General features: G+C 70.1%; 9 protein-coding genes. 5 read left to right on the forward strand and 4 right to left on the reverse strand.

Annotated features, from left to right (window positions below):
- Positions 1 to 405: 405 nt before the first annotated feature.
- Positions 406 to 987 (reverse strand): manganese efflux pump MntP, encoded by a 582-nt coding sequence (locus tag ABB22_RS00900; RefSeq protein WP_055765519.1) that lies wholly within the window; start codon positions 985 to 987, stop codon positions 406 to 408.
- A gap of 353 nt (positions 988 to 1340) precedes the next feature.
- Here ABB22_RS00900 and ABB22_RS00905 point away from each other — a divergent pair, with 353 nt between their 5' ends.
- A complete protein-coding gene (locus ABB22_RS00905; protein ID WP_055765517.1) occupies positions 1341 to 3806 on the forward strand; it encodes a methyl-accepting chemotaxis protein in 2466 nt (821 codons plus the stop codon).
- Positions 3807 to 3866: 60 nt separating this feature from the next.
- On the opposite strand, the gene ABB22_RS00910 is transcribed toward ABB22_RS00905, so the two are convergent.
- The gene (locus ABB22_RS00910; protein WP_055765514.1) at positions 3867 to 4532 is read right to left on the reverse strand and encodes a response regulator transcription factor; all 666 of its coding nucleotides are present in this window, start codon (positions 4530 to 4532) and stop codon (positions 3867 to 3869) included.
- Between the two features lie 130 nt (positions 4533 to 4662).
- Positions 4663 to 6606 (reverse strand): acetate--CoA ligase, encoded by a 1944-nt coding sequence (gene acs / locus ABB22_RS00915; protein ID WP_055765511.1) that lies wholly within the window; start codon positions 6604 to 6606, stop codon positions 4663 to 4665.
- A 241-nt stretch (positions 6607 to 6847) separates the two neighbouring features.
- Between acs and ABB22_RS00920 the strand changes: the two genes are divergently transcribed.
- From ABB22_RS00920 to bla, 4 genes are all read left to right on the forward strand, one after another.
- A complete protein-coding gene (locus tag ABB22_RS00920) occupies positions 6848 to 8281 on the forward strand; it encodes a DcaP family trimeric outer membrane transporter (protein ID WP_425477758.1) in 1434 nt (477 codons plus the stop codon).
- A gap of 148 nt (positions 8282 to 8429) precedes the next feature.
- Entirely contained in the window at positions 8430 to 8747 is a 318-nt protein-coding gene (locus tag ABB22_RS00925) for a DUF485 domain-containing protein (protein ID WP_055765505.1), read from the forward strand.
- Positions 8744 to 10465, forward strand: coding sequence for a cation acetate symporter (locus ABB22_RS00930; protein ID WP_055765502.1), 1722 nt, complete (start codon positions 8744 to 8746; stop codon positions 10463 to 10465). The genes ABB22_RS00925 and ABB22_RS00930 overlap by 4 nt, the downstream gene beginning before the upstream one ends.
- Before the next feature lie 139 nt (positions 10466 to 10604).
- The gene (bla, locus tag ABB22_RS00935) at positions 10605 to 11645 is read left to right on the forward strand and encodes a class A beta-lactamase (RefSeq protein ID WP_055765499.1); all 1041 of its coding nucleotides are present in this window, start codon (positions 10605 to 10607) and stop codon (positions 11643 to 11645) included.
- A 99-nt stretch (positions 11646 to 11744) separates the two neighbouring features.
- On the opposite strand, the gene ABB22_RS00940 is transcribed toward bla, so the two are convergent.
- Positions 11745 to 12500, reverse strand: a complete 756-nt coding sequence (locus ABB22_RS00940; protein ID WP_055765496.1) for an AraC family transcriptional regulator — start codon at positions 12498 to 12500, stop codon at positions 11745 to 11747.
- Positions 12501 to 12542 lie beyond the last annotated feature (42 nt).

Raw genomic sequence — 12542 nt, forward strand, 5'->3', positions numbered from 1 at the left:
CTGTCGGCCGCTGCCCGGCGCGCTGCTCACCGCCGACGGCCGCGACGAACTCAAGCGGCTGGCGCGCGAGCGCGGCTACCGGGTGCTGACCAAACCAGTGAAGCCGGCCTCGCTGCGCGCCTTCCTCACCGCCTGGCGGCTGTAGCGAGCGGCTTGGCCGGGCAGCGCCCGGCGGGGCTTTGCCGGGAAGGCCCCAGCGGGGCGTTGCCCCGCTCTACAAGGCGAGGGATTGCCGCGTTTCTGTAGCGCCGGGCAGCGCCCGGCGGGGCTTTGCCGGGAATGCTCCAGCGGGGCGTTGCCCCGCTCTACAGGGCGAGGGATTGCCGCGCTTCTGTAGCGCCGGGCAGCGCCCGGCGGGGCTTTGGCGATGGCGCCTTCCGTCGAAGCGCCATCGGCGGACGCAGGTCAGGCCGCGCCGCTCAGGTGCTCGTACAGGATGCCGGCGCCGATGACGATCAGGATCGCGCCGCCGACGATCTCGGCGCGCTTGCCGACCAGGGCGCCGAGTACGCGGCCGAGCATGATGCCCAGGGTGACCATGACCAGGGTGCACAGGCCGATGACCAGCGCGACCACGCCGATGTGCACGTCCAGGAAGGCCAGGCTCACGCCGACCGCCGCCGCGTCGATGCTGGTGGCCAGGCCGGTGGCGGCCAGGGTCCAGAACCGGTGGTGGCGATTGTCGTCGGCCTCCTGCGTTTCTTCCTCCGTATCCGGGCGCAGGCCGGCCACGATCATGTGCACGCCCAGCGCGCCGAGCAGCACGAAGGCGATCCAGTGGTCGAAGGCCTGCACATACTGCGATGCGGCGCGGCCCAGCAGCCAGCCCACCAGCGGGGTGATGGCCTCGATCGCGCCGAAGATCAGGCCGGCGCGCAGCGCGTCGGGCAGGCGCGGACGGCGCATCGCCGCGCCCTTGCCGATCGCGGCGGCGAAGGCGTCGGTGGACATGGCGAAGCCGACGAGGAGGATGGAGATCGGGGACATCGGGTTTTCCTGGTCGGGCGGAGACGGACGGCATGCGGCGCGCCCAACCTGACGTTGCGCGGCATGCCGTTGGTCTCGCCAACCGTGGAACCGGTCGCACGCGCCACGACGCAATGGTCGAGTGTGTTGACGCGAGCGCTTCCAGACGCTGGAAGCAGGCTACTCCCCAAGGGAGCGCGGATTCTAGCACGGCCGCGCAGGCACCCCGGCCGAGCGCTGACATGCCGCTGTCATGGAGCGCTGGCTTCATGTGCGCCGCACGCGCACTGCCATCGCATGCGCGTCCGCGGGCGGCGCTAAAGAATCCGCGGACACGGCCGATCACGAGGCGTCCCCACGTCCGGAGTCCCGCAATGAAATTCCCGCTTGGAATCGCCCAGAAGCTGCGGCTGAGCCTGCTGGCCCTGGTCGTCGGCCTGGCCGTCATCGGCTCGGCCTATGCCTGGCTCAGCGCCGGCATGCGCGCCGCCGACCAGCGCCTGCAGCGCTACCAGCAGGATGCGGCGCGGCTGGAGAACCTGGCCCGCGCCTTCGCCGAGACGCGGCGCGCGCAGGCCGAGTATGCCATGTCGTTCTCGACCGCCGCCGGCCAGGCCTTCGGCAAGGCGCGCGCGCAGCTGGACGAGGCGCTGGCGCCGGTGCAGGGCGCCGACCCCTGGCCGGCGGAACTGGCGCAGACGCTGCGGTCCTATCTCGAATCGGCGCAGCTGCTGGACGAGCGCATCGGCGAGCTGGGCCACGATGCCGACAGCGGCATGCAGGGCGAGCTGCGCGCGGCGGTGCATACGGTGGAGAACCTGATCGGCGACTACCGCGAGCCGGAGCTGCAGGTGTCGATGCTGAGCATGCGCCGCCATGAGAAGGACTTCATCCTGCGCCGCGAGCAGAAATATGCCGACGAGCTGGGCGCGGAGGCGATGCCGTTCGAGCTGCTGCTGCAGCGCGCGCGCATGCCCGAGAGCGTGCGCGCGCAGGTGCGCGAAGCGATGCAGCTTTACCAGGGCGCGTTCCTGTCCTATGCCGCGGCGCGCTTCGGCGTGGACAGCGAGACCCAGGCGCTGGACGACCATGCCGCGCAGGTGGACCCGGTGATCCAGCGCCTGCAGCAGGGACAGCGCAGCGCCCTGCAGGAGCAGCGCGCCGGGCAGGCCTCCGCGCGCACCTGGATGAACGCGACCTTCGCCGCCACCGTGCTCATCGTCGGCCTGCTGCTGGTGTCGCTGCTGATGCTGCTGCTGCGCGCCATCGACCGGCCGCTGGCCGATGCCGCCGCGTTCGCCCGCGCCATCGCCGACGACCATCTCGACGGCACCCTGGTGGTGCGCAACCGCGAGGACGAGATCGGCCGCCTGGCCACCGCGCTGATGCAGATGCAGACCAGCCTGCGCGAGCGCATCGCCGCCGAACGCGTCGCCGCGCTCGCCAACCAGCGCGTGCGCCAGGCGCTGGACGTGGCCCGCGCCGCGGTACTGGTGACCGATGGCGAGGGGCACGTGGTCTATGCCAACGACGCGCTGCTGCAGACCTTTGCCCAGGCCGGCGTCGAGACGCAGATCGGCACCGGCGTGGACGCGGCCGCGCTCGGCGCCGACGTGGCCGCGGTGCTCGCCGAAGCGGAGCGTGGCCACACGGTCGATGCCGAGGTGGAACTGGGCACTACCGGCTTCCTGCTGCGCGCCAGCCCGGTGCTGGAGCAGGATCGGGTGCTGGGGCTGGTGATGGAATGGCAGGACCGCCGCCTGGAGCGGGTGATCGCCCACGAGGTCGCGGCGGTGGTGGCCGCCGCCGCCGCGGGCGACCTGGAAGGGCGCATCGAGCTGGCCGACAAGCAGGGCTTCGTGCGCGAGCTGGCCGGGCGCATCAACGCGCTGCTGGACGGCGTGCAGTCGCAGGTCGGCGACGCCACCCGCGTCATCGGCCATTTCGCCCGCGGCGACCTGAGCGCGCGCATGCGCGGCGACGGCGATGGCATCTACGCGCGGTTGCGGCAGGGGCTGGAAGTGGCGATGCGCCAGGTCGGCGGCATCGTCTCCAGCATCCAGCAGTCGGCCGGCAGCGTGCAGGCGGCGGTGGACGACATGGCCAGCGGCACCCGCGAGCTGTCCGGCCAGGTCCAGCAGCAGGTGGACGACGTGCACGACGCGCTGGAGCGGGTGCGCTCGGTGGCCGGCGAGGCCCGCGAGAACGCCGGCAGCGCCCGCGAGAGCGCGGAAATCTCCGAGGCCGCCAGCGTCGCCGCCGAGCGCGGGCGCGAAGCCACCGCCGCCGCGGTGACCGGCATGGAGCGGCTGCGCGCGTCCTCGCGCCACATCCGCGAGATCGTGGCTACAGTGGACAGCCTGTCGTTCCAGACCAACCTGCTGGCGCTCAATGCGGCGGTGGAGGCGGCGCGCGCCGGCAGCCATGGCCGCGGCTTCGCCGTGGTCGCCGGCGAGGTGCGCCAGCTCGCGCAGCGTTCGGCCGAGGCCTCGCAGCAGATCCGCACGCTGGTGGACGCCTCGCTGCAGCAGGTGGAGGCAGGCGCGCGCCTGGTCGACAGCAGCGGCGAGGCGATGCAGGACATCGGCGGTCGCGTGCAGCAGGTGGTGACGGCGATGGCGCGCATCGATGCGGCATCCGCGCGCCAGGTCAGCGCGGTGGACGACGTCGAACGGCTGCTGCGCCGCATCGGCGAGGGAACGCGGCAGAGCGGCAACGTCGCCCATGCGTCCTCGCAGGCGGCGCTGGCGATGCGCGAGCAGGCGCAGGAGCTGGCCGTGGCGGCGGAAACGTTCGTGCTGGGCGGCGACGACGCGCCGCGGCAGCCGCGCGCGGCCTGAACGGCGTTCCCGTCCATGGAGCGGCACTCGGCCGCTCCGCAGGAGGCTGCCGGGTGCGGCTCAGTCCTCTTCCGGCGGCAGCACGATGCTGTCGTCGTCGATGGCCAGCCTGCCGGCCATCAGCACCGCCTGGGTGCGGTTGGTGACGCCGAGCTTGCGCAGGATCGCGGTGACGTGCGCCTTGATGGTGGCCTCGGACACGTTCAGGTCGTAGGCGATCTGCTTGTTGAGGCGGCCGGCGCCGAGCATCTGCAGCACGCGGAACTGCTGCGGGGTCAGTTCGCGCAGGCGCTGGCCGACCTCGCGTTCCTCGTGGTCGGTGGGCGGCACGTTGTGCGCCTCGGCCGGCGCCCAGCGCTCGCCGTCGAGGATGGTGCCCAGCGCGTGGCCGATGGTGTCCGAATCGGCCGACTTGGGAATGAAGCCGAACGCGCCATGGTCGAGCGCGCGCCGCATCACCGTCGGTTCCTCGCGCGCGGACACCACCACGATGGGCAATTGCGGGTGCAGCGAGCGCAGGTGCACCAGCGCGTTGAAGCCCTGCGCGCCGGGCATGTTCAGGTCCATCAGCACCAGGTCGGCGTCGGGATGCTGCTCGGCCAGCGCATACAGCGCCTCGACGCTGTCGGCCTCCAGCAGCCGCACTCCGGGAATCACCCGCTGCACCGCGCCGCGCAGCGCTTCGCGGAACAGCGGATGGTCGTCGGCGATCAGGAGGGTAGGCATGGGGCGCGGGACGAATGGAGAGGAACGGGAAACGAGTGGGAGCAGGCCAGGGCCAGGGTAGAGGGAGAGGAACAGTTAGGGGTAATGACGCTGCTACCCGTTCCTTGTTCCTCTCCACTCGTTCCTGGCTTCAGCGCACCTTCCGCTCTTCCACCAGCGACGCCACCACCGACGGGTCGGCCAGGGTCGAGGTGTCGCCGAGCTGGTCCGGCGCGTTCTCGGCGATCTTGCGTAGGATGCGGCGCATGATCTTGCCCGAGCGGGTCTTGGGCAGGCCCGGCGCCCACTGCAGGTGGTCCGGCGCGGCGATCGGGCCGATCTCCTTGCGCACCCAGGCCACCAGTTCCTTGAGCAGTTCGTCGGTCTGCGCCTCGCCGGCCACCAGGGTGACGTAGGCGTAGATGCCCTGGCCCTTGATGTCGTGCGGGAAGCCCACCACCGCGGCCTCGGCCACCTTCGGGTGGCTGACCAGGGCGCTCTCCACCTCGGCGGTGCCGATGCGGTGGCCGGAGACGTTGATCACGTCGTCCACGCGGCCGGTGATCCAGTAGTAGCCGTCCTCGTCGCGGCGGCAGCCGTCGCCGGTGAAGTAGCTGCCCGGGTAGGTGCGGAAATAGGTGTCGATGAAGCGCTGGTGGTCGCCGTAGACGGTGCGCATCTGGCCCGGCCACGAATCGCGGATGATCAGGTTGCCCTCGGCCGCGCCTTCCTGGATCTCGCCGTCGGCGTTGACCAGCGCCGGCTGCACGCCGAAGAAGGGCAGGGTGGCCGAACCGGGCTTGAGGTCCATCGCGCCGGGCAGCGGCGAGATCAGGATGCCGCCGGTCTCGGTCTGCCACCAGGTGTCCACGATCGGGCAGCGCGCATCGCCGACCACCTCGTAGTACCAGCGCCAGGCTTCCGGATTGATCGGCTCGCCGACGCTGCCGAGCAGGCGCAGGCTGCTGCGCGAGGTGCGCTTGACCGGCGCCTCGCCCTCGCGCATCAGCGCGCGGATCGCGGTGGGCGCGGTGTAGAAGATGGTGACCTGGTGCTTGTCGATCACCTCCCAGAAGCGCGAGGTGTTCGGGTAGTTCGGCACGCCCTCGAACATCACCGAGGTGGCGCCGTTGGCCAGCGGGCCGTAGACGATGTAGCTGTGTCCGGTGACCCAGCCCACGTCGGCGGTGCACCAGTAGATGTCGTCCTCGCGCAGGTCGAACACCGCTTCGTGGGTGTAGGCGGCGAACAGCAGGTAGCCGGCGCTGGTGTGCAGCACGCCCTTGGGCTTGCCGGTGGAACCGGAGGTGTAGAGGATGAACAGCGGGTCCTCGGCGTTCATGCGCTCGGGTTCGCACTGCGCCGGCTGCGGATCGACCACGTCGTGGAACCAGCGGTCGCGCGGGGCCTGCATGTCCACCGCCGCGCCGGTATGGCGCACCACCAGCACGGTTTCAACGGTATTGGTGCCGGGCAGCTTGAGCGCGGCGTCGACGTTGGCCTTCAGCGGCACCTTCTTGCCGCCGCGCAGGCCTTCGTCGGCGGTGATGATCAGCTTGCTGCCGCAGTCGCCGACGCGGTCGGCGATGGAGTTGGCGGCGAAACCGCCGAACACCACCGAGTGGATCGCGCCGATGCGCGCGCAGGCCAGCATCGCCACCGCGGCATCGACGATCATCGGCAGGTAGATGGTGACGCGGTCGCCCTTCTTCACGCCGAGGTTGCGCAGCGCGTTGCCGAGCTTGCACACGCGTTCGTGCAGCTGCCGGTAGGTGACCTTCTGCGCCGGCGCGTCGGGGCTGTCGGGCTCGAACAGGATCGCGGTCTTGTCGCCGCGGGTAGCCAGCTGGCGGTCAAGGCAGTTCACGCTGACGTTGAGTTCGCCGTCCTCGAACCATTTGATGCGGAAATCGTCCAGCTGGTAGCTGACGTTCCTGATCCGGGTCGGCGGGGTGAACCAGTCCAGGCGCTCGGCGGCCTTGCCCCAGAACGCGTCGGGGTTCTCCACCGATTCGCGGTACTGCTGCTGGTACGTGGTCTTGTCGATCCGCGCCCTTGCGGCGAACGCGGGATCGACGGGATAGAGATCAGCCATGGCAACACCCTCACCTTTGCATTTGTAACCAATGGAGCAGCCACATCCTGCGACGCGGCCGGGACTTCCCAAGTGTGCCGCATCGCCCCTGCCGCGCGCTGCCCCCCGCGTTAGACGATGGTCGAATACCCGCCCGCTTTCGACTAATGGCGAATAGCCGCCCGCCGCGAAGGCCGCGCACCCTGCCGCTGACCGTGCGACCGACGCGGCCGTCAACGCCAGCCGGAGAGAGGCAGACCTGATGAACAGACACGTGTTGAAACGAGCGGGCAATCCGTTCCTGGCCGCGGGGGCGATGACGCGCCGGCCACTTGCCGCCGCGCTGTTCGTGGCGCTGCTGGCGCCGGGCATGGCCTTCGCCGGCACCGCGAAGGAGAAGGCGCTGGAAGCGCGCGTCGCCGAACTGGAGCGGCAGGTGCAGCTGCTGCTGTCCACCCAGCAGCAACAGCAGGGCGCCATCGCGCAGGCCCAGGGCGAGGTGCAGCAGGTGCGCGCCGAGCAGGCGGCGGCCGCCGCCGCACCGGCCACACCGGCGGTGCCGGCCGGCAAGCAGCCGATCCAGGTGACCAGCATCACCCCGGGCGCGACGCCGGGCACCACCTTCAAGTTCGGCGGCTTCATCAAGGCCGACTTCCTCGCCACCCGCACCGGCGACGGCCAGCTCGCCGACGACGCCACCGGCCGCGCGCTGTACCTGCCGGGGCAGACCCCGGTGCACGGCGCCGGCGGCTCGGGCAAGGCCTCGGGCGTGGACTACAACGCCCACGCCAAGTTCTCGCGTTTCAACCTGGGCGTGGACCACGTGGCCGGGAACGGCGACAAGGCCGGCGCGATGGTGGAGATGGACTTCTTCGGCAACGCGCTCGGCAACCAGACCGCCACTAACACCTATGGCGTCACCCTGCGCCATGCCTACATGTACTGGAACAACTGGCTGGCCGGCCAGACCTGGTCCAACTTCATGGACGTGGCCTCCATCCCCGAGGCGGTGGATTTCGTCGGCCCGACCGACGGCGTGATCTTCGTGCGCCAGGCGCAGGTGCGCTATACCAAGGGCGGCTTCAGCGCCTCGCTGGAGAACCCGGAAACCACCCTGGTCGGCGCCGCCAGTTCCGACCGCGGCGCGCTGCCCGACCTGACCGTGCGCTACGGCTGGAAAGGCGACTGGGGCACCTTTGGCGTGGCCGGCCTGCTGCGCCAGCTCAAAGTGGACAACCAGGCCACCGGCGCGCACGCCACCGCCACCGGCGGCGGCCTGACCCTGGGTGGCAAGTGGGCGATGGGCGACAGCGATTCGCTGCACTACCAGCTCACCGGCGGCCAGGGCATCGCCCGCTACATCGGCCTGGGCATCACCGGCGACAGCGCCTGGGACGCGGTGCGCGACGAGCTGGACCCGACCGGCGTGATCGCCGGCTATGTCGGCTGGCGCCATGCCTTCACCCCGAAGCTGCGCACCAACCTGATCTACGCGCGCAGCGACTACGACAACGACGCTTCGATCACCGGCCCGCTGGTGACCAAGAGCGTGCAGTCGATCCGCGGTAATGTGTTCTACACGCCGATGCCCAAGGTCGATATCGGCGCCGAGCTGATGTACGGCGTGCGCGAGATCGAGGACGGCCGCAAGGGCGACATCAGCCGCGTGCAGTTCACCACCAAGTACAGCTTCTGAGTACCCGGCACCGGCGCCCTCGCGGCACCGGTGCCGGCGCAGGAAAGGCAGTACGCACCATCTCCCTACCCCCACGGGGAGCACTCATGCCACGCACCGGCGAGCACCGCGCGCCGGTGCCCGTATTCCCGAAATCTGGAGAATCCCGATGAATGCTTCCGTCGATCCCCGTGTTGAGCGGATCGCCTCCCACCCGGCCTACCAGCGGCTGCGGCAGTCGCGCAACCGCCTGGGCTGGATCCTTACCGTGCTGATGCTGCTGGCCTATTACGGCTATATCGGCCTGATCGCCTTCGACAAGGCGTTCCTCGCCACTCCGGTCAGCGAGGGCGGGATCACCACCATCGGCATCCCGATCGCGCTGGGGCTGATGGTGTTCACCATCCTGATCACCGGCTTCTACGTGCGCCGCGCCAACAAGGAATTCGACCAGCTGACCCAGCAGATCGTGGAGGACGCGCAATGACCCGTAGGTTCCTGCGCTGCGGCGCGTTCATCGCCCTGCTGGCCGCCAGCGGCGCGGCCCTGGCGGCCGGTGGCGACATCGGCCAGACCGTGCGCCAGCCCACCAACTGGACCGCGATCGTCATGTTCGCCGCCTTCGTGCTGGCCACCCTGGGCATCACCAAGTGGGCGGCGGCGCGCACCCGTTCGGCATCGGACTTCTACACCGCCGGCGGCGGCATCACCGGCTTCCAGAACGGCCTGGCGATCGCCGGCGACTACATGTCGGCGGCCTCGTTCCTGGGCATCACCGCGGCGGTGATGGCCAACGGCTACGACGGCCTGATCTACGCCATCGGCTTCCTCGTCGGCTGGCCGATCCTGACCTTCCTGATGGCCGAGCGGCTGCGCAACCTCGGCCGCTTCACCTTCGCCGACGTGGCCGGCTACCGCTTCGCGCAGAAGCCCATCCGCCTGTTCGCCGCCTCCGGCACGCTGGTGGTGGTGCTGTTCTACCTGATCGCGCAGATGGTCGGCGCCGGTGCCCTGATCAAGCTGCTGTTCGGCCTGGACTACTGGATCGCGGTGATGCTGGTCGGCGTGCTGATGATGGTCTACGTGCTGTTCGGCGGCATGACCGCCACCACCTGGGTGCAGATCATCAAGGCCTGCCTGCTGCTGTGCGGGGTGACCTTCATGGCGCTGATGGTGATGTGGCATTTCAACTTCAGCTTCGAGGCGCTGTTCTCCGAAGCGGTGCGGGTCAAGACCCAGATCGCCGCCAACGGCGGAAAGAACGCGGAAGAAGCGGCCAGCGCGGGCCTGTCGATCATGGGGCCGGGCGGCTTCGTCAAGGATCCGATCTCGGCGATCTCCTTCGGCATGGCGCTGATGTTCGGCACCGCCGGACTGCCGCACATCCTGATGCGCTTCTTCACCGTCCCCGACGCCAAGCAGGCGCGCAAGTCGGTGTTCTGGGCCACCACCTGGATCGGCTACTTCTACATCCTGATCTTCATCATTGGTTTTGGCGCCATCGCCCTGGTGCTGACCAATCCCGAGTACGCCGACCCGGTCACCGGCACCATCCAGGGCGGGCCGAACATGGCCGCGGTGCTGGTCGGCAAGGCGGTGGGCGGCAACCTGTTCATGGGCTTCATCTCGGCGGTGGCCTTCGCCACCATCCTGGCGGTGGTCGCCGGCCTGACCCTGTCCGGCGCCTCGGCGGTATCGCACGACCTGTACGCGACGATGATCATGAAGGGCAAGCCGCCGGCAGGCTCGGAACTGCGCGTCTCGCGCGTCACCACCGTGGTGCTGGGCGTGGTCGCGGTGCTGCTGGGCATCGCCTTCGAGAAGCAGAACGTGGCCTTCATGGTGTCGCTGGCCTTCGCCATCGCCGCCTCGGCCAACTTCCCGGTGCTGATCCTGTCGCTGCTGTGGAAGGACTGCACCACCCGCGGCGCGGTGATCGGCGGCTTCCTCGGCCTGGCCTCGTCGCTGGTGCTGACCCTGCTGTCGCCGTCGGTGTGGGTGGACACGCTGGGCAACCCGGCCGGCAGCGCGCCGTTCCCGTACACCAGCCCCGCGCTGTTCTCGGTGACCATCGCCTTCGCCGGCATCTGGCTGTTCTCGGTGCTGGACAAGAGCGCGCGCGGGCAGGCCGAGCGTGCCGCCTATCCGGCGCAACAGGTGCGCGCCGAGACCGGCATCGGCGCGGGCAGGGCCGCCGAGCACTGAGCGCGGCCTGACGGAAAGAAAGCGGAGGCCGCCCGGCGACGGGCGGCCTTCGTCGTTTCCGGGGTTGCCGCGCGCATCGGCCATGCCGTTACCATGCCGTTCGCACCTTCGCATCCGTTCCATTGCAAGAGGATCTTCCATGACCGTTGCCGTCCGTCGTTCCCAGCGTCCCCGCCTGCGTACCTCCGTGCTGGCTTCGGCCCTGCTGCTGGGCAGCCTGTGCGCCACGCCGATGCTGGCCCACGCGCGCCAGGCGCCGCCGCAGCCGGCCGCGCTGCAGGCCGAGGCCGAGCGCCTGGCCGCGCAGTTGCCGGGCGAGGTGGGCGCGGCGCTGGTGCACCTGGAGAGCGGGCGCGCGGTCTACGTCAATGGCGACCGGCCGTTGCCGATGGCCAGCACCATGAAGGTGCCGGTGGCGGTGCACATCCTCAAGCTGGTGGACGAGGGCAAGCTGGGCCTGCAGCAGCAGGTGCTGCTGGGGCCGGACGACATCTACCCGGACATGGGCGGCCCGATGGATACCCATCTGAGCGCCGGTTCGGCCATTACCATCCGCGACCTGCTGCACATGATGATCACGGTCAGCGACAACAACGCCACCGACATCCTGGTCCGCACCGGCGGCGGTCCCGAGGCGGTGCAGCAGCGCATGCGCGCGCTCGGCGTCGACGGCCTGCGCGTGGACCGCTACATCTGGGAACTGCTGGCCAACTACTACGGCAACGGCGCCTCGCATGCGCAGCCGCTGGGGCCGGCCGCCTATGGCGAGCTGTCGCGTAGCGAACGCAGCGAGGCGCAGCGGCGCACCAACATGGACGCCTGGAACGCCGACCCGCGCGATACCAGCAGCGCCCGCGCCATGGCGCAGCTGCTGCAGCGCACCTGGAAGGGCGAGCTCCTGTCGCCGGAATCGACCCGCGTGCTGCAGCAGATCATGCTCGACACCCGCACCGGCAACGCGCGCCTGCGCGGCATGCTGCCCAGCGGCACGCCGGTGGCGCACAAGACCGGTACGGTGGGTGACGTGATCAACGACGTCGGCGTGATCGAGCTGCCGAACGGGCGCGGCCATGTCGTGACCACGGTGTTCATCAAGTCGCGCGCCTCGACCGAAGCGCGCGATGCGGCCATCGCCCAGCTGGCGCGTGCCGCGCACGACTACTACCTGTTCGTGCCCTGACCGAGCCGGAAAACCGGGGGCGGGCCCAGGTTCCCGTCGAGATTCCGCCAGCCTGCGCAGTACGCAGCCGGGAACGCGGTTCCGCCCCCGGGTTTTCCGCTAGCCGGGGCGACGCGCGGGTTCGGCCGCGTCGGCCGGCTCGCCGCCGTCGAACACGTCTTCCAGGTTGCGGTACTCGCTGGGGGTCATGCCGACGGTGGCCTTGAACTGGCGCGCGAACGCGCTCTGGTCGCTGAAGCCGCAGCGCTGGCCGATGCCGGCGATGCTGCCGGCCCCGCGCAGCAGGCGCATGGCCCTCTCGATGCGCAGCTTGATCAGGTACTGCTGCGGGGTGAGCTGGAACACGTGGCGGAAGTGGCGCTCCAGCTGCGCCAGCGACATGCCGGCCAGCTCGGCCAGGTGCGGTGCGCGCAGGTTGGATTCGAAATGTTCCTGCATGTGCGCCACCACCCGGTCGAGCTGGGCGAAGGCGGAGTGGCGGCTGTTGGGCCGGCCGAGGTCGCGCGAGACGCCCATCAGCCCGCTGATCTCGCCATCGGTGAACAGCGGGCGCTTGACGGTCAGGCACCAGCCGGGGCGCCGGTTCGGATACAGGTGCACCTCCAGGCGGTCGGCGATGGGATCGCCGGCCAGCACCTGCCGGTCCTGCAGCAGGTAGCGGTTGCCCAGCGGCGGCGGGAACACTTCCAGCGGCGAGCGGCCGATCACGTCGCCGCGCTTCCGGCGGCCGAGGCGCTGCACCAGGGTGAGGTTGCAGTGCGTGTAGCGCCCCTCGCGGTCCTTCACGAAGAACACGGTATCCGGCAGCGCATCGAACAGCTGCTGCACTTCGCTTGAGGAATGCTGTGCGTCCATGGGCGTCGTCCTCGCGTTGGCGCTCGTCGGCGTGGCGTGCGG

It is taken from the genome of Stenotrophomonas nitritireducens (assembly GCF_001431425.1).
Classification (GTDB): domain Bacteria; phylum Pseudomonadota; class Gammaproteobacteria; order Xanthomonadales; family Xanthomonadaceae; genus Stenotrophomonas; species Stenotrophomonas nitritireducens.

Coding starts and splice junctions, on each gene's coding strand:
- ABB22_RS00900 (WP_055765519.1), bottom strand. CDS start 987: ATGTCCCCGATCTCCATCCTCCTCGTCGGCTTCGCCATGTCCACCGAC.
- ABB22_RS00905 (WP_055765517.1), top strand. CDS start 1,341: ATGAAATTCCCGCTTGGAATCGCCCAGAAGCTGCGGCTGAGCCTGCTG.
- ABB22_RS00910 (WP_055765514.1), bottom strand. CDS start 4,532: ATGCCTACCCTCCTGATCGCCGACGACCATCCGCTGTTCCGCGAAGCG.
- acs (WP_055765511.1), bottom strand. CDS start 6,606: ATGGCTGATCTCTATCCCGTCGATCCCGCGTTCGCCGCAAGGGCGCGG.
- ABB22_RS00920 (WP_425477758.1), top strand. CDS start 6,848: ATGAACAGACACGTGTTGAAACGAGCGGGCAATCCGTTCCTGGCCGCG.
- ABB22_RS00925 (WP_055765505.1), top strand. CDS start 8,430: ATGAATGCTTCCGTCGATCCCCGTGTTGAGCGGATCGCCTCCCACCCG.
- ABB22_RS00930 (WP_055765502.1), top strand. CDS start 8,744: ATGACCCGTAGGTTCCTGCGCTGCGGCGCGTTCATCGCCCTGCTGGCC.
- bla (WP_055765499.1), top strand. CDS start 10,605: ATGACCGTTGCCGTCCGTCGTTCCCAGCGTCCCCGCCTGCGTACCTCC.
- ABB22_RS00940 (WP_055765496.1), bottom strand. CDS start 12,500: ATGGACGCACAGCATTCCTCAAGCGAAGTGCAGCAGCTGTTCGATGCG.